Origin of the sequence: Pseudomonas sp. BP8 (assembly GCF_017875955.1) — a bacterium.
Lineage (GTDB): Bacteria > Pseudomonadota > Gammaproteobacteria > Pseudomonadales > Pseudomonadaceae > Aquipseudomonas.
On the sequence record NZ_JAGINK010000001.1, the window covers coordinates 870,532 to 888,129 of the forward strand.

Annotated in this window: 12 protein-coding genes and 1 pseudogene; 12 read left to right on the forward strand and 1 reads right to left on the reverse strand. The window is 63.0% G+C overall.

Annotated features, from left to right (window positions below):
- Positions 1 to 84 precede the first annotated feature (84 nt).
- The 11 genes from pilM to J3B00_RS03915 all read left to right on the forward strand — a co-directional run bounded on the left by pilM (position 85) and on the right by J3B00_RS03915 (position 15,211).
- Positions 85 to 972, forward strand: a complete 888-nt coding sequence (gene pilM / locus J3B00_RS03865) for a pilus assembly protein PilM (protein WP_209864091.1) — start codon at positions 85 to 87, stop codon at positions 970 to 972.
- A 2-nt stretch (positions 973 to 974) separates the two neighbouring features.
- Positions 975 to 1,511, forward strand: coding sequence for a PilN domain-containing protein (locus J3B00_RS03870; protein ID WP_209874581.1), 537 nt, complete (start codon positions 975 to 977; stop codon positions 1,509 to 1,511).
- Positions 1,508 to 2,527, forward strand: coding sequence for a pilus assembly protein PilP (locus J3B00_RS03875; protein WP_209864094.1), 1,020 nt, complete (start codon positions 1,508 to 1,510; stop codon positions 2,525 to 2,527). The genes J3B00_RS03870 and J3B00_RS03875 overlap by 4 nt, the downstream gene beginning before the upstream one ends.
- Positions 2,451 to 3,719, forward strand: coding sequence for a type IV pilus secretin PilQ (pilQ, locus tag J3B00_RS03880; protein ID WP_348635979.1), 1,269 nt, complete (start codon positions 2,451 to 2,453; stop codon positions 3,717 to 3,719). The genes J3B00_RS03875 and pilQ overlap by 77 nt, the downstream gene beginning before the upstream one ends.
- Before the next feature lie 4 nt (positions 3,720 to 3,723).
- Complete coding sequence (gene aroK / locus J3B00_RS03885; RefSeq protein ID WP_209864101.1) at positions 3,724 to 4,242, forward strand: shikimate kinase AroK; 519 nt, start codon at positions 3,724 to 3,726, stop codon at positions 4,240 to 4,242.
- A gap of 97 nt (positions 4,243 to 4,339) precedes the next feature.
- Positions 4,340 to 5,437: a 3-dehydroquinate synthase gene (gene aroB, locus J3B00_RS03890; protein WP_209864105.1), complete on the forward strand. Its 1,098-nt coding sequence runs from the start codon at positions 4,340 to 4,342 to the stop codon at positions 5,435 to 5,437.
- Positions 5,438 to 5,452: 15 nt separating this feature from the next.
- Positions 5,453 to 7,069, forward strand: coding sequence for an AAA family ATPase (locus tag J3B00_RS03895; protein ID WP_209864108.1), 1,617 nt, complete (start codon positions 5,453 to 5,455; stop codon positions 7,067 to 7,069).
- A gap of 373 nt (positions 7,070 to 7,442) precedes the next feature.
- Complete coding sequence (gene gltB, locus J3B00_RS03900) at positions 7,443 to 11,888, forward strand: glutamate synthase large subunit (RefSeq protein WP_209864111.1); 4,446 nt, start codon at positions 7,443 to 7,445, stop codon at positions 11,886 to 11,888.
- A 123-nt stretch (positions 11,889 to 12,011) separates the two neighbouring features.
- On the forward strand, positions 12,012 to 13,430 hold the full coding sequence (locus tag J3B00_RS03905) for an FAD-dependent oxidoreductase (protein ID WP_209864115.1): 1,419 nt from the start codon (positions 12,012 to 12,014) through the stop codon (positions 13,428 to 13,430).
- Positions 13,431 to 13,685: 255 nt separating this feature from the next.
- Positions 13,686 to 14,750 (forward strand): uroporphyrinogen decarboxylase, encoded by a 1,065-nt coding sequence (gene hemE / locus J3B00_RS03910; RefSeq protein ID WP_209864117.1) that lies wholly within the window; start codon positions 13,686 to 13,688, stop codon positions 14,748 to 14,750.
- A 113-nt stretch (positions 14,751 to 14,863) separates the two neighbouring features.
- Positions 14,864 to 15,211, forward strand: a complete 348-nt coding sequence (locus J3B00_RS03915; RefSeq protein ID WP_209864121.1) for a NirD/YgiW/YdeI family stress tolerance protein — start codon at positions 14,864 to 14,866, stop codon at positions 15,209 to 15,211.
- A 38-nt stretch (positions 15,212 to 15,249) separates the two neighbouring features.
- Here J3B00_RS03915 and J3B00_RS03920 read toward each other — a convergent pair.
- A pseudogene (locus J3B00_RS03920) lies at positions 15,250 to 16,444 on the reverse strand (MFS transporter); the annotation flags it as partial.
- Positions 16,445 to 16,619: 175 nt separating this feature from the next.
- Here J3B00_RS03920 and J3B00_RS03925 point away from each other — a divergent pair.
- Positions 16,620 to 17,513 carry a LysR family transcriptional regulator gene (locus tag J3B00_RS03925; RefSeq protein WP_209864127.1) on the forward strand — a complete coding sequence of 298 codons (894 nt, stop codon included), beginning with the start codon at positions 16,620 to 16,622 and terminating at the stop codon, positions 17,511 to 17,513.
- The last annotated feature ends 85 nt before the right edge of the window (positions 17,514 to 17,598 follow it).

Below are 17,598 nucleotides of genomic sequence, written 5' to 3' on the forward strand. Positions count from 1 at the left end.
TTTTCGCCTTGTCGGGCGACCGGCCGGCCCGTGTGGGCGGATCCGTTGGTGCAGTTTGGCGACGACTGACAAAGAGAGACAGCGATGCTTGGACGTTATGGCAAGGATGCCGGTTCACTGTTGGGGGTAGAAATTGCCGCCGACTCGGTACGGATGCTGCAACTGCAGCGGCGCCACGGCCGCCGCAAGGTGGCTGCCTGGGCCAGGGAGCCATTGCACTCACCCTTGTGCGACGACTGGTCGCGCAACGCGCAGCCGGTGATTGCCGCCCTGCGCAGCGCCTATGCACGTAGCGGCAGCACGTGCAGGCAGGTCGCTGTGGCTTTGCCCGGCACGCAAGTGATCTGCAAGGTCTGCCGGCTGCCGGCCGGGCTCACGACAGACCAGATTGAGGCGCAGTTGCTGAGCGATGCACAGCGGCTGTTTCCCTTCCCGCTCGAAGATCTGGCGATGGATTTCCAGGTGCTGGGTCCTTCACTGGGGCCAGGCTGCCAAGTCGATGTGCTGGTAGCAGCTTGCCGCCAGCGTTCGGTCGAACTGCTCGAGCAACTGTTCGAAGAGGCTGGCCTGCAAACCGTGGCGCTGGAAGTCGACAGTATCGCCCTGCGACGCGTGTTACCCGCAGGGCAAAGGTTGCTGCGCGTCGAATCAGGCGCTGCATCGCTGCACACCTGGACGGGGCAGGGGTTGCCGCAGCGTCATGACCTGCAATTTGCTCCGGTCGACAGCGCCGAGCAGCGCGTGGAGCGTGTCGCGCGGTTGCTGGGCGACACCGTCGACCCAGAGCGGGGGGTGTTGGTCGCAGTGGCTAGCGAAACCGCCGCAGGCTGGATCGAAGGCCTGACGCAGCGGCTGACTATACCGTGCGAGGCGCTGGCGCCATGGCCCGGGGTGGCGGCGGGCGGGCAGGGAATGCCCGAGGGCTGCGCCGCCATGGCACTGGCCTGCGGCCTGGCGATGGGAGAGGGCTGATGATACTTCGCCTGAACCTGCTGCCGTGGCGCGAACGGGATCGCCTTGCCGCGCTAAGACGATTTCAGCGTGCACTGATTGGCAGCCTGCTGCTGGCGTTCTGTGGGGTGATGGTGCTGGATTATCTGGCACGCCAGCGTGCTCATCTGCAGGCCGCTGCCATCGTCGAGGGCAAGGCGCGAATTGCCAGTCTGGACAAGCAACTCGAGGAGGTCGACGGGTTGCATCACGCCCACCAGGTCGTCACTGCTCAGCTCGCTTCACTTGAGGCTTTAAGGTCGGATCAAGGCCAGGCGCAGAGCGTCTTCGCCGCCTTGGAGCGAGCGCTTGGCACGGGGCTGCAACTCACCGAGTTGTCATTGCAGGAAGGCCAATTACAGCTGCTGGGCTTGGCCGCGTCGCCTGCCGTTGTTGCGCAATTCATGCGTGATCTGCAGCACGCGCAGCTCTTTGAGACGCTGGAGCTCAAGCACATCCGTAGCGGCCCCGAGGGCGACGCGTTTCTGTTGCTGGCGCGGGTGATGGTGGTTTCTCGATGAACGGCGGCTGGGCGCCCGACTTGCAGGCTCTGGTTACGCGCTCTGCAGCCTTCAGGGTGATCCTGCTGATTGTTCTCGCTGTGATGGTTTTCACGCTTGGCTGGGTGTTTCGTCTGCATGAAGCTCATCAGGCCTATCGCCTGGGCGCGGAGGCACTAGACGCACTGGAGCGCGCGCATGCGAGCAAGTCGCTCTCGGCGCAGTCGCGTGCCTCGGCTGAGGACGTCCTGGCTCGCAGCACGGCTGAGCTGCAGGACGCGCGCTGGCGGCTGGCGGCAGGAGATGGCCTGAGCGATCTGCTCGATCAGTTGGCCGGTTCTGGGCATGCCCACGGGCTGCTGTTCGAGCGCATCGAGGTGCTGGATGAATTGGCTGTACCGGGCCATCGGGCCACGCCATTGCAGATAGAGGTGGTGGGCAGCTATTGGGCGTTGCGCACATGGCTGGATGAGTGGCTGGGGCAGGTGCGCCTGTTGCGCCCGTCGAACCTGCAGCTTGGCCTCGCGCCCGGCCGCACCGGGCTGCTGCGTATGCGCCTGCGAGTAAAAGCCTATGACCCCGGTGAGCAATTGCAAGCCCCGGCATCGTTGGCGCATGGCGCTGCCCGACCGCCACTACAAGCCACCCGGGCTGATCCATTCGCCCCTTGGTCTGCGCAGATCAGTACGCACGGCGGCCTCGCCAGGGTGCCGCTGGCACAGGTGGAAATGGTCGGCAGTCTTGCCCGTGATGGCCGTTACCAGGCGCTGGTGCGCTCGGCCGGGCGCCTGTACCGGCTGCGTCCGGGGGATCGCTTAGGTAGGGATGAGGGGGTCGTGGTACGGGTCGATGAGCATCAGCTGGAAGTACTCGAACAGGTGTTTCTCGGCGGTGACTGGCAGCCACGAACGACGTATCTCGCGCTAAGGAACCGCGCGGGCAAAGAGGTCAAGGATGAACGTGAAGCGGCAATTGATGTGGGTACTGGCAGTCATCCTGTCGATTCAGGGGGCTTGGGCGACGAGCTACGAGGGTGAGCCACTGTCCTTGAACTTCCAGGATGTCGAAGTGCGCTCGATCCTGCAGATATTGGCCGACTACGCCGGGATCAACCTGGTGGTCAGTGATACGGTCAGTGGCAATATCACCTTGAGGCTGGAGCAGGTGCCTTGGGATCAGGCGCTGGACCTGGTGTTGCGCAGCAAGGGCCTGGCACGGCATCAGGAGGGCAATGTGCTGCTGGTCGCGCCCGCCGCCGAGCTGGCGGGGCAGTCTCGCGAGGCACGTCTCGGGCTTGAACTGGAGGCGCAGTTGCAGCCGCTGCAACGGGCCTTGCTGCCGGTTCATCACGCCCAGGCAGCGGAGCTTGCCGAGCTCTTGCTGGCGACCTTGGCGGACGACGGCATTCTGACCGGGCGCGGCAGTCTGGGGGTAGATCTGCGCACTAACACCCTGGTGGCCAATCAACCTGCCGACCGGCTCGCGGAGTTGCGGCGCCTGGTTGCCGAGCTGGACGTGCCGGTGCGCCAGGTGATGATCGAGGCACGCATCGTCGAGGCCAATGTCGACTACGAAAAAAGCCTCGGGGTGCGCTGGGGCAAGCCGCTCGCCGGCAATGACGGCAAGCTCGGTGACGGTCTGTTCGTTGACCTCGGTGTCGAGCGGGCGACCGCGGGGGTGGGGCTGGGGCTGTTACGCGGCGATGCACTGCTCGACCTGGAGCTCACTGCCATGGAAAAAAGCGGCAACGGCGAGATCATCTCCCAGCCCAAGGTGGTCACCGCCGACAAGGAAACCGCGCGCATCCTCAAGGGCACCGAGGTGCCTTACCAGGAAACCAGCAAGAGCGGCGCCACTTCGGTGTCATTTCGCGAGGCTTCGCTGTCGCTTGAAGTGACCCCGCAAATCACCCCCGATGGGCAGGTCATCATGACCGTGAGGGTGACCAAGGACGAGCCTGATTACGTCAATGCACTCAATGATGTGCCACCGATCCGCAAGAACGAGGTCAATGCCAAGGTGCGCGTGGCGGATGGCCAGACCATTGTCATTGGTGGCGTCTACTCGACCACGCAAAACAATGTGGTCGACAAGGTGCCATTTCTTGGCGATCTGCCGTATGTTGGGCGGCTGTTTCGACGCGATGCATTACAAGAGAAAAAATCCGAGCTGCTGGTCTTCCTGACTCCGCGTATCATGAGTGACCAGGCGATTGCTGTGAGTCGTTGATTCTGTGCGAAATTTGATACTTGTGGGCCCCATGGGTGCTGGCAAAAGCACCATCGGTCGCCTTCTGGCCAAAGAGCTGCGTCTGCTGTTCAAAGATTCCGACAAGGAAATCGAACTGCGGAGCGGCGCCAATATCCCGTGGATCTTCGACAAAGAAGGCGAGCCGGGCTTTCGTGATCGTGAAGAGGCGATGATCGCCGAGCTCTGCGAGCTGGACGGCGTGGTCGTCGCGACCGGCGGCGGTGCGGTGATGCGCGAAGCCAACCGGCGTGCACTGTATGCCGGGGGGCGGGTGATCTATCTGCACGCATCGGTGGAGCAGCAGGTCGGCCGCACCGCCCGCGATCGCAACCGCCCGCTGTTGCGCACGGCCAATCCGGAGGCGACGTTGCGCGCCTTGCTCGAGTCGCGTGACCCGCTCTATCGAGAGATCGCCGACGTCGTGGTAGAAACCGACGAACGGCCGCCACGGATGGTAGTGCTCGATATCCTCGAGCGCCTCGAGCAGTTGCCGCCCCGGTAAGCCGGGACTATTCTCGGCGACCAATGCCGAGGCAGGGTTCAACGTTAGCGCGCGGTTTGCCCAGGCAAGGCCGCGCCCAAGCACATTGTGGGGATACATGCAGACACTTAAGGTCGATCTGGGCGAACGCAGCTACCCGATCTACATTGGCGAAGGCCTGCTGGACCAGCCCGAGCTGCTGGCGCCGCACATCGCCGGCCGGCAGGTTGCCATCGTTTCCAACGAAACCGTCGCGCCTCTGTATCTCGAACGCCTGAGCCGCACCCTAGGCGCCTATGCGGTGGTCCATGTGGTACTGCCAGATGGCGAAGCCCACAAGAATTGGGAAACCCTGCAGCTTATTTTCGATGGCCTGCTGACTGCCCGGCATGACCGCCGGACCACCGTGGTCGCCCTTGGTGGTGGCGTGATCGGTGATATGGCCGGCTTCGCCGCGGCGTGTTACCAGCGCGGTGTCGACTTTATCCAGGTGCCCACCACGCTGTTGTCCCAGGTCGACTCCTCGGTGGGCGGCAAGACCGGTATCAATCACCCGCTGGGCAAGAACATGGTCGGTGCCTTCTATCAGCCCAATGCGGTGCTGATCGACACCACCACCCTCAAGACCCTGCCCCCACGCGAACTGTCGGCGGGGCTTGCCGAGGTGATCAAGTACGGCCTGATCTGCGACAAGTCTTTCCTCGACTGGCTCGAAGAAAATATGGCCGCCCTGCGAGGCCTGGACAACACTGCCCTGACCGAGGCCATCCGCCGTTCCTGCGCGGCCAAGGCTGCGGTAGTCGGTGCCGACGAGCGTGAGTCAGGTGTGCGGGCCACTCTCAACCTCGGCCATACCTTTGGCCATGCCATCGAAACCCACATGGGCTATGGCGTCTGGCTGCACGGCGAAGCCGTGGCCGCAGGCACGGTAATGGCCCTGGAAATGTCCATGCGTCTGGGCTGGATCGACCTGCCTGCACGTGATCGCGGAATTCGCCTGTTGCAGGACGCAGGATTGCCGGTGGTGCCACCACAGGAAATGACCCCGGCGCATTTCATGGAGCATATGGCGGTCGACAAGAAGGTGCTCGACGGTCGCTTGCGCCTGGTGCTGTTGCGCCAGTTGGGCGAGGCCGTTATCACCGACGACTATCCGAAAGAGATCCTTCAGGCCACGCTGGCGGCGGATTACCGCGCGATCGTGGCCCAGCTTTGAGGTTGTGACAACGCAATGACCAGTTTGCATGCCGATGAGGCGTTTCTCGACCATTACCAGCTGAGCCACGATCCGTTCGCGCCGCGTGTGCCCGGCTTCAAGTTCTTTCCGGCTCAGCGCAAACCCGTGCTTGGCCAGCTGCATCACTTGGCTCGCTACAGCCAGCTGATGCTGGTGGTCACTGGCCCGTTGGGCAGCGGCAAGACCCTGCTGCGCCAGGCCCTGGTCGCCAGCACCAACAAACAGTCGGTGCAGAGCGTGGTGGTCTCCGCCCGCGGCGCCAGCGATGCGGCCAGTGTGCTTGCCCAGGTCGCCCAGTCGCTTGGCGTGGCCCAGGCTGAAATGCAGGCGATCCTCTCCCAGGTGGTGCAGCTGGCGCTGACCGGGCAGGAAGTCTATCTGTTGGTGGACGATGCGGAACAACTCGACGAGTCGGCACTCCAAGCGTTGCTGGAGTTGGCGGCGGGCGTGCCGGAAGGGCGTCCGCATGTGTTCCTGTTTGGTGAGCCTTCGCTTATCGCCGGTCTGGACGAGCTGGAAGTGGGTGCCGAGCGGTTTCACATTATCGAACTCGCCCCCTACAGTGAAGAAGAGACCCGCGAGTACCTGGAGCAGCGCCTGGACGGTGCTGGTCGGGGCATCGAGGTGTTCACCGCTGAGCAGATCGCCGATATCCATGAACATTCGGACGGCTGGCCTGGCGCTATCAACCAGGTTGCCCGCGATACCTTGATCGAAGCCATGATCGCCACCCGCGCTACGGCGAAGCGACCAACCATGGGGTTCAATATGCCTAAGAAACACGTACTCGCGTTGTCTGCAGTCGTCGTGGTCGCCGTTGCCGCCGCGGTGCTGATGCCCAAGAAGGGTGCCGACAAGGCCCCGACTGACGCCCCAGCCGCCCAGGCCCAGCTGCCACTGGGTGAGGGCCAGCCAGCCGCCGGTCAGCCGAACAATGGCAACCCGGCGATCGAGTTCTCCGGCTCTTCACAACCGATGCCGCTGCCACTGGTGGGTCAGTCCCAGCCGGTCATGCGCGAGCCGCTGGCCCAAGCGGCGGGCATGGGTGATGGTGAGGAGAGTGGCCCGGCCGGCAATACCGCGCTGCAGCCGTCGAACCCGCCAACTGTAACCACCATTGCGCCGCCAGCTGGTGTTGCGGCCGGGCCTGCGGTTACTCCGGCACAGCCGATTGCCAGTGCGCCGAGCCAGCCGGTTGCGCCTGCGCAAAAGCCTGTTGCAACCCAGCCTGCCAAGCCGGTAGCACCTGCCAAGCCTGCGCCTGAGCCGGTCCAGGTTGCCTCCGCCAAACCCGCCGCCAAGCCGGCGGCCGCTGGCAGCGCCAACAGTGGCTGGTATGGCGGGCAGAAACCGGGCAATTATGTGGTACAGATTCTCGGCACCAGCTCCGAGGCGTCCGCCCAATCGTTCGTCAAGGCGCAGGGTGGCGACTATCGCTACTTCAAGAAAACCCTGCAGGGCAAGCCCCTCTACGTGGTCACTTACGGCAGCTTCGCCAACCGCGATGCAGCGGTTGCGGCAATCAAGAACTTGCCAGCGAAGGTCCAGGCTGGTAAACCTTGGCCACGTACCGTCGCCAGCGTCCAACAAGAGCTGGCTACGGCCCGCTGATACCTGCCGGGCGGCACCACCCCGCCGCCCAGTTGCTGAGCGACTCCTGACTTTCGTCTAGCCTGCTGCGTCAAACGCGGCAGGCTTTTCTGTCCCAGACTGCCGGCCACAAGCCTGATGTTGCAGTCGAGGCTGAAACGCTTCAGACTCCGGTCAATGCCGTACCATGGCGACAGGCCAAAAACATTCAAAATTGCGACATAAATTTTCAACGAAGCGTCGTTAAAATTTGTGGGCTTCCCTGTCGCTGTGCAACAATGGTTTCACGTTGCCCCCCGCAAAAAAGCTGGCATTCGACCGGTGTGGATGGTAAGTGGTTGTACTAAAAAGAGATTTGCCTCCGTCGAGAGGTGAACCTGGTGAGAATGTGTCTATGAAAACAGGTCTGTACCATCCGGAAGAATTCAAGGACAACTGTGGCTTTGGCCTGATTGCCCATATGACGGGCGAGCCAAGTCACCACCTCCTGCAAACTGCCATGCAGGCGCTGACGTGCATGACCCACCGCGGTGGGATCAACGCCGACGGCAAGACTGGCGACGGTTGCGGCTTGCTCATGCAAAAGCCCGATCAGTTCCTGCGGGCCATGGCCCAAGAGCATTTTGCCGTCGAGCTGCCCAAGCAGTACGCCGTCGGCATGGTGTTCTTCAACCAGGACCCGGTCAAAGCCCAGGCAGCGCGCGCCAACATGGACCGCGAAATCATCGCGGCCGGCCTGCAGTTGGTCGGCTGGCGCAAAGTGCCAATCGACACCAGCGTCCTCGGCCGCCTTGCCCTTGAGCGCCTGCCGCAGATCGAGCAGGTGTTCATCGGCGGTGAGGGCCTGAGCGATCAGGAATTCGCCATCAAGCTGTTCAGTGCCCGTCGCCGTTCGTCCGTGGCCAACGCCCACGACAGCGACCACTACATCTGCAGCTTCTCGCACAAGACCATCATCTACAAAGGCCTGATGATGCCGCGCGATCTCGCGGCGTTCTATCCAGACCTCGACGACCAGCGCCTGCAAACCGCGATCTGCGTGTTCCACCAGCGCTTCTCGACCAACACCCTGCCGAAATGGCCGCTGGCGCAGCCGTTCCGCTTCCTCGCCCACAACGGCGAGATCAACACCATCACCGGCAACCGCAACTGGGCCATGGCCCGTCGCACCAAGTTCGCCAACGACCAGATCCCCGATCTCGAAGAGCTCGGTCCGCTGGTCAACCGCGTCGGTTCCGACTCCTCGAGCATGGACAACATGCTCGAGCTGATGGTCACCGGCGGCATCGACCTGTTCCGCGGCGTGCGCATGCTGGTACCGCCGGCGTGGCAGAACGTCGAGACCATGGACGCCGACCTGCGTGCGTTCTACGAATACAACTCCATGCACATGGAACCGTGGGACGGCCCGGCCGGCATCGTCATGACCGAAGGTCGTCACGCGGTGTGCCTGCTCGACCGCAACGGCCTGCGCCCAGCGCGCTGGGTGACCACGCGCAACGGCTACATCACCATCGCCTCGGAAATCGGCGTATGGGACTATCAGCCTGAAGACGTCGTCGCCAAAGGCCGGGTTGGCCCAGGGCAGATCTTTGCCGTGGACACCGAGACCGGGCAGATCCTCGATACCGACGCCATCGACAATCGCCTGAAGTCGCGCCATCCGTACAAGCGCTGGTTGCGCCAGCACGCTACGCGCATCCAGGCGACCCTGAGCGATGACCAGGGCGCGGCCAGCTACGACGCTGACCAGCTCAAGCAATTCATGAAGATGTTCCAGGTCACCTTCGAAGAGCGTGACCAGGTCCTGCGTCCACTCGGCGAGCAGGGCCAGGAAGCCGTTGGCTCGATGGGCGATGACACCCCGATGGCGGTGCTGTCGCAGCGCGTGCGTTCGCCGTACGACTTCTTCCGCCAGCAGTTCGCCCAGGTCACCAACCCGCCGATCGACCCGCTGCGTGAAGCGATCGTGATGTCGCTGGAGATCTGCCTCGGTGCCGAACGCAACATCTTCCAGGAGTCCCCGGAGCATGCTTCGCGGGTAATCCTCAGCTCGCCGGTGATCTCGCCAGCCAAGTGGCGCTCGCTGATGAGCCTGGAGCGCGAAGGCTTCGAGCGGCAGCTGATCGACCTCAACTACGAAGAAAGCCTCGGCCTGGAAGCCGCCATCCGCAACATCGCCGATCAGGCCGAAGAAGCGGTACGTAGCGGCAAGACCCAGCTGGTGCTGAGCGACCGCTTCATCGCGCCAGGCAAATTGCCGGTGCACGCCTCCCTGGCCGTTGGCGCGGTACACCACCGCCTGACCGAGAAGGGCCTGCGCTGCGACAGCAACATCCTCGTGGAAACCGCCACCGCGCGTGACCCGCACCACTTTGCCGTGCTGCTCGGCTTCGGTGCCTCGGCGGTGTATCCGTACCTGGCCTACGAAGTGCTGGCCGACCTGATCCGTACCGGCGAAGTGCTGGGCGATCTCGACGAAGTGTTCAAGTACTACCGCAAAGGCATCTCCAAGGGCCTGCTGAAGATCCTCTCGAAGATGGGTATCTCGACCGTCGCTTCGTACCGTGGCGCGCAGCTGTTCGAAGCCATAGGCCTGTCCGACGAAGTAGTCGGCCTGAGCTTCAAGGGTGTGCCGAGCCGGATCAAGGGCGCGCGTTTCGTCGACCTCGAAAGCGACCAGAAGCTGCTCGCCGCCGAAGCCTGGAGCGCGCGCAAGCCGATCCAGCAAGGTGGCCTGTTGAAGTTCGTCCATGGTGGCGAATACCACGCCTACAACCCGGATGTGGTCAACACCCTGCAGGCCGCCGTGCAGCAGGGCGACTACGCCAAGTTCAAGGAATACACCGCACTGGTCGATACTCGCCCGGTGTCGATGATCCGTGACCTGCTCAAGGTCAAGGTCGCCGACCAACCGTTGGCTCTGGACCAGGTCGAACCGCTGGAGGCGATCCTCAAGCGCTTCGACTCCGCCGGCATCTCGCTCGGCGCGCTGTCGCCGGAAGCCCACGAGGCGCTGGCCGAGGCCATGAACCGCCTGGGCGCTCGCTCCAACTCCGGTGAGGGCGGCGAAGACCCAGCGCGCTACGGCACCGTGCGCAGCTCGAAGATCAAGCAGGTCGCCACCGGCCGCTTTGGTGTCACCCCGGAATACCTGGTCAACGCCGAAGTGCTGCAGATCAAGGTCGCCCAGGGCGCCAAGCCGGGTGAAGGCGGCCAGCTGCCAGGCGGCAAGGTCAACGGCCTGATCGCCAAGCTGCGCTATGCAGTACCGGGCGTGACCCTGATCTCGCCACCGCCGCACCATGACATCTACTCGATCGAAGACTTGGCCCAGCTGATCTACGACCTCAAGCAGGTCAATCCGCAGGCACTGGTCTCGGTCAAGCTGGTGGCGGAAGCCGGCGTGGGCACCATTGCTGCCGGTGTGGCCAAGGCTTATGCCGACCTGATCACCATCTCCGGCTACGATGGCGGCACCGGCGCTTCGCCGCTGACCTCGATCAAGTACGCTGGCGCGCCGTGGGAACTGGGCCTGGCGGAAACTCACCAGACCCTGCGCGGCAACGACCTGCGTGGCAAGGTCCGGGTGCAGACCGACGGTGGCCTGAAGACCGGCCTGGATGTGATCAAGGCCGCGATCCTCGGCGCCGAGAGCTTTGGTTTCGGCACCGCACCGATGATCGCCCTGGGCTGCAAGTACCTGCGCATCTGTCACCTGAACAACTGCGCCACCGGCGTCGCCACGCAGAACGACAAGCTGCGCAAGGATCACTACATCGGCACCGTCGACATGGTGATCAACTTCTTCAAGTTCGTCGCTGAAGAGACCCGCGAGTGGCTGGCCAAGCTGGGCGTCAGCAGCCTCGGCGAGCTGATCGGTCGTACCGACCTGCTCGACGTGCTGCCAGGCGACACCGAGCGTCAGCATCACCTGGACCTCACCCCGCTGCTGGGCAGCTCGCACATTCCGGCCGACAAGCCGCAGTTCTGCGAAGTCGACAAGAACCCGCCGTTCGACAAGGGCGAGTTGGCCGAACGGATGGTCGAGATGGCCCTGCCGGCGATCCGCGACCAGGCCGGTGGCGAGTTCGAGCTGGACATCTGCAACTGCGACCGCTCCATCGGTGCGCGTATCTCCGGCGAAATCGCCCGGCTGTACGGCAACCAGGGCATGGCTGCCAAGCCGCTGACCTTCCGCTTCAAGGGTACCGCCGGGCAGAGCTTCGGCGTGTGGAACGCCGGTGGCCTCAACCTGCACCTGCAAGGCGACGCCAACGACTACGTCGGCAAGGGCATGACCGGTGGCAAGGTGACCATCGTGCCGCCTGCGGGCAGCCCGTTCAAAACCCAGGACAGCGCCATCGTCGGCAACACCTGCCTGTACGGCGCCACTGGCGGCAAGCTGTTCGCCGCGGGTACCGCGGGTGAGCGCTTCGCTGTACGTAACTCCGGCGCCCACGCTGTGGTCGAGGGTACCGGCGATCACTGCTGTGAATACATGACCGGCGGCTTTGTCTGCGTCCTGGGCAAGACCGGTTACAACTTCGGTTCTGGCATGACGGGCGGCTTCGCCTACGTGCTCGACATGGACAACAGCTTCGTCGACAAGCTCAACCACGAACTGGTGGAAATCCAGCGCATCAGTGGTGAAGCGATGGAGGCCTACCGTAGCCACCTGGCGCGGGTCCTTGGCGAGTATGTGGATGAGACCGGCAGCGAGTGGGGGCGTGAGCTCTCGGAGAACCTCGACGACTACGTGCGGCGCTTCTGGCTGGTCAAGCCAAAGGCGGCCACGCTCAAGCAGTTGTTGTCCAGCACCCGTGCCAACCCGCAGTAAAACAGCTGCAAGTGGGCAAGCCTCACGCTGCAAGTAGAAGCAGTGCGAGGTTTGCCAGGCTTACGTGATCGTCTTGTGGCTTGCAGCTAATAGCTTGCAGCTGCTGTTGAGAGGTTTTAGAAAATGGCTGAACGTCTGAATAACGACTTCCAGTTCATCGAAGTTGGGCGCAAAGACCCGAAGAAAAAGCTGCTGCGTCAGCGCAAGAAAGAGTTCGTCGAGATCTACGAACCCTTCAAGCCGCAGCAATCCGTCGACCAGGCGCACCGCTGCCTGGGTTGCGGTAACCCGTACTGCGAATGGAAGTGCCCGGTGCACAACTTCATCCCCAACTGGTTGAAGCTGGTCTCTGAAGGCAACATCCTCGCCGCGGCAGAACTGTCGCACCAGACCAACACCCTGCCGGAAGTGTGCGGCCGGGTCTGCCCGCAGGACCGTCTGTGTGAAGGTGCCTGCACCCTCAATGACGGCTTTGGCGCGGTGACCATCGGTTCGGTGGAGAAGTACATCACCGACACCGCCTTCGCCATGGGCTGGCGCCCGGACATGTCCAAGGTCAAGCCGACTGGGAAGCGTGTCGCCATCATTGGTGCCGGTCCGGCCGGGCTGGGTTGTGCCGACGTGCTGGTGCGCGCCGGGGTAACCCCGGTGGTGTTTGATCGCAACCCTGAAATCGGTGGCTTGCTGACCTTCGGTATCCCCGAGTTCAAGCTGGAAAAGACCGTGCTGAGCAATCGCCGCGAAGTCTTCACCGGCATGGGCATCGAGTTCCGCCTGAACACCGAGGTGGGCAAGGACGTCACCATGGAACAACTGCTCGCCGAGTACGACGCGGTGTTCATGGGCATGGGTACCTACACCTACATGAAGGGCGGTTTCCCCGGCGAAGACCTGCCAGGCGTGCATGACGCGCTGGACTTCCTGATCGCCAACGTCAACCGCAACCTGGGCTTTGAAAAGTCGCCGGAAGACTTTGTCGACATGCAGGGCAAGAAGGTCGTGGTACTCGGCGGTGGTGACACCGCGATGGACTGCAACCGTACCTCGATCCGCCAGGGCGCCAAGTCGGTCAGCTGTGCCTATCGCCGCGACGAGGCGAACATGCCCGGCTCGCGCAAAGAGGTGAAGAACGCCAAGGAAGAGGGCGTGAAGTTCCTCTACAACCGCCAGCCGATCGCCATTGTTGGCGAGGACAAGGTCGAAGGCGTCAAGGTGGTCGAGACCCGTCTCGGCGAGCCGGATGCCCGTGGCCGCCGCAGCCCTGAGCCGATCCCCGGCTCTGAAGAGATCCTCCCGGCCGATGCCGTGGTGATCGCCTTTGGTTTTCGTCCGAGCCCGGCGCCGTGGTTCGAGCAGTACGGCATCCAGACCGACAGCCAAGGCCGTGTGGTTGCGCCGGAGCAGAGCAAGTTCAAGCACCAGACCAGCAACCCGAAAGTGTTCGCCGGTGGCGACATGGTGCGGGGTTCGGACCTGGTGGTGACGGCGATCTTCGAAGGGCGTGTGGCCGCTGAAGGGATCCTCGACTATCTCGAAGTCTGATAGATCCTGGGGCCGCTTGCGGCCCTTTCCGCCCGGTCCGGCGCTCTAGCAAGGCCGCTCCCACAGGGGCTGCATTACACCTGAGAGTGCGCGGTCTCTGTGGGAGCGGCCTTGTGTCGCGATCGAGGGCGCGAGCCCTCGCTAGATGTAACGTGTATACAAAAATCTTGATCCAAGGCATACGGACAGACAAACAGCCGTGCCTTTTCTCTGTGTGTCTGAGAAAATGCCCGCACTATTTTTCCGGATGCCGACATGACTGCCCTGAAGAACGATCGTTTCCTGCGTGCATTGCTCAAGCAACCCGTAGACGTCACGCCTGTCTGGATGATGCGCCAGGCCGGCCGCTACCTGCCGGAGTACCGCGCCAGCCGGGCCAAGGCCGGCGACTTCATGAGCCTGTGCATGAGCCCGCAGTTCGCCTGCGAAGTCACCCTGCAGCCGCTTGAACGCTACCCGCTGGACGCCGCGATCCTCTTCTCGGACATCCTCACCATCCCCGACGCCATGGGCCAAGGCCTGTACTTCGAGACCGGCGAAGGCCCGCGTTTCAAGAAAGTCGTCAGCACCCTGGCGGACATCGAAGCCTTGCCGATCCCTGATCCGCACAAGGACCTGGGCTACGTGATGGATGCGGTCAGCACCATCCGCCGTGAACTCAACGGCCGCGTGCCGCTGATCGGCTTCTCCGGCAGCCCGTGGACCCTCGCCACTTACATGGTCGAAGGCGGTTCTTCCAAGGACTTCCGCAAGACCAAGGCGATGCTCTACGACAATCCGCAGGCCATGCACCTGTTGCTGGACAAGCTGGCCCAGTCGGTCATCAGCTACCTCAATGGGCAGATCCAGGCCGGCGCTCAGGCAGTGCAGATCTTCGACACCTGGGGTGGCAACCTGTCGGCTGCTGCCTACCAGGAGTTCTCCCTGGCCTACATGCGCAAGATCGTCAGCGGCCTGATCCGTGAACACGATGGGCGCAAGGTGCCGGTGATTCTCTTCACCAAGAACGGCGGTATGTGGCTGGAAAGCATTGCCGAGGCTGGCGCCGACGCGCTGGGCCTGGACTGGACCTGCGAGATCGGCGATGCCCGCCGCCGTGTCGGCGACAAGGTTGCCCTGCAGGGCAACATGGACCCGACCGTGCTGTACGCCAAGCCTGCGGCGATTCGTCAGGAAGTCGGGCGCATCCTGGCCAGCTATGGCAAAGGCACTGGCCACGTGTTCAACCTTGGCCATGGCATCACGCCTGAGGTTGATCCGGAACATGCGGGTGCGTTCATCAACGCCGTGCATGAGCTGTCGGCGCAATACCATCAGTGATCAGTCGCTGAATAAAAACCCGGCCATGTGCCGGGTTTTTTTGTGCGTTAAGTTTAAATTCAGCGATCGTCGTTAATCTGGTCCCATCTCAACCAGTACAGGACTTGATCATCATGAAAGCTCGCTACCTCGCTCTGATTCTCGCGCCACTGTTCAGCACCGCCGCTCTGGCCAATACCTACACCGGCCCTGGTGCTCAGCCGATCACTACCGTCGCGGCCGCCAACGAGGCTGCTGACGACACCCGCGTAGTGCTTCAAGGTTTCGTCACCAAGAAGCTGGATAACGACGACAAGTACGAGTTCAAGGACAACACCGGCACTATCAAGGTTGAGATCGACGACGAAGACATGCCGGCGGCAGGCTTCAACGACAAGACCAAGGTCAAGCTGACCGGTGAAGTCGAGAAGAACCTGATGAGCCGTGAAGTGGATGTGGACACCGTCGAGATCATCAACTGATCCGTAAGTGTGATGGGGCTGCGCAGCAGCCCCCCGTTTCACGCAGTTTTCGGTGCCAACCTGCTCAGGTGTAGCGCCACCACCAGTGCTATTGCCAGCAACCCGCCGATAAACAATCCGATCCCGTCCCAGCCGGCCATGTGCCAGAACACCCCACCGGCCGTCCCGGCCACACTCGACCCCGCGTAGTAACTGAACAGATACAGCGAAGACGCCTGGCCCTTGGCTTTCAGCGCACGTCGGCCGATCCAGCTGCTGGCCACCGAGTGCGCGCCAAAGAAGCCAAAGGTGAACACCAGCATGCCGATGATGATCATCGCCAGCGGGCTGGCCAGGGTCAGCAGCAGGCCGCCGGCCATCACCAGGATGCTCGCCCAGAACACCTTGCGCCGGCCCAGCTTGTCCGCCAGAGCGCCGACCTGCGCCGAGCTGTAGATACCCGACAGGTAGACCACCGAGAGCAAGCCGACCAGCGCCTGGTTCATGTGATAGGGCTCGGCCAACAGGCGGTAACCGATGTAGTTGAACAGGGTGACGAACGCGCCCATCAGCAAGAATGCCTCAAGGAACAGCCAAGGCAGGCCGGCATCGCGAAAATGCATGACAAAGCCGTCTAGCAGGGTGCGTGGGTTCATCGCCTGCGGGCGGAAGTTGCGCGACTCGGGCAGCACCTTCCAGAACACCACCGCCGCCGCCAGGGCCAGGCCGCCAATGGTCAGCATCGCCGTGTGCCAACTGACGAAGTCGATCAGCACGCCGGTGATCAGCCGCCCGCTCATGCCGCCAATGGCGTTGCCACCGATGTACAGGCCCATCGCCAGGCCGATATGTTGCGGGTGAATTTCTTCACTCAGGTAGGTCATTGCCACTGCCGCCAGGCCGCTCAGCGACAAGCCGACCAGCGCCCGCGTCGCCAGCACCAGCTCCCAGCTCGGCATTACCGCGCTGGCCAGCGTCGACAGTGCGGCGCAGACCAGGGCGAAGACCATTACCGGCTTGCGGCCTATGCGGTCGGAGATCGGCCCGGTGATCAGCAAGCCAATCGCGAGCATCGCGGTCGCGACCGATAGCACCAGGCTGCTCTGGGCGGCATTGATCGCGAACTCCTGCGACAGCAGCGGCATCATCGGCTGCACACAATAGAGCAGGGCAAACGTGGCGAAGCCGCCGCTGAACAGCGCCAGCACGGTCTTGAGGAAGGCCGGCGTGCCTTTCTCGATCCAGATATCGTTCAGCGGGGCAGGGTCAGGCTCTGTGGGTAAGGGGGCTACAGCAGTTTTCACGGGTGACTACCTCTGGCGCAGAAGGCCGGTATTGCGAATTGAAAAATCATATAGCTGGCTAATGATTAGATCCAATATATTGTTCGACCTATTTAAGACGTTGTACGACTTGTTTGGAGCTGGCCATGGAACTGCGTCACTTGCGCTACTTCATCGCCGTGGCCGAAGAGCTGCACTTTGGCCGCGCTGCGCAGCAGCTGGGCATTTCCCAGCCTCCCTTGAGCCAGCAGATTCTGGCGCTGGAGCAGGAGCTCGGCGCACGTCTGTTCGAGCGGACCAATCGTCGGGTCGAGCTGAGTGAGGCGGGGCGGTTGTTTCTCGAGGAGGCGCGGCTGGTACTCGCCCAAGTGGAAAAAGCGGCAGATGTCGCCCGTCGGGCGCAGCTGGGTGAGCTCGGTGAGATGAAGATCGGGTTTACTTCTTCTGCGCCGTTTACCTCGAAGATTCCCAAGGCACTGCATGCCTTTCGCCAGCGTTTCCCGGCGGTGCACCTCAACCTCAAGGAAATGAGCAGCCGCGATGTCGCTGAAGCGGTGTTTGATGAGTCCATCGAGGTTGGCTTGATGCGGCCCATGCCACTGCCCGCCGGGCTGGAGGCCACCGAGCTGTTCAGAGAGCCGTTGGTGGCGGTGATCAACGCCTCGCATCCGCTCGCCGAGGGCAGTGAGCAGGGGCTGTACATGGCGGCGCTGGCGCATGAGCCGTTCGTGTTCTTTCCGCGCAGTTACGGCAGCGGCTTGCATGCGCAGTTGCTCAGCCTGGCGCGGCAGGCAGGGTTCAGTCCGCACTTTGCCCAGGAAGCGGGCGAGGCGATGACCATCATTGGTTTGGTCTCGGCGGGGTTGGGCGTGTCGGTGCTGCCGGCGTCGTTTCAGCGCATGCGCATTGACGGGGTGGTGTACCGGACGTTACTCGACGAGGGGGCGGGCACGGCGGTGTGGCTGGTGCGGCGTCAGGGCGGCGGGTCGGCGATGGCCAAGGCGTTTGCCGAGTTGTTGGTGGGGCAGGCGAATGCCTAGCTGGCTTGAAACCCCTGGGGCTGCTGTGCAGCCCTTTCGCGACACAAGGCCGCTCCCACAGGTTGTGCGCGGCCCTCAAGCCTTG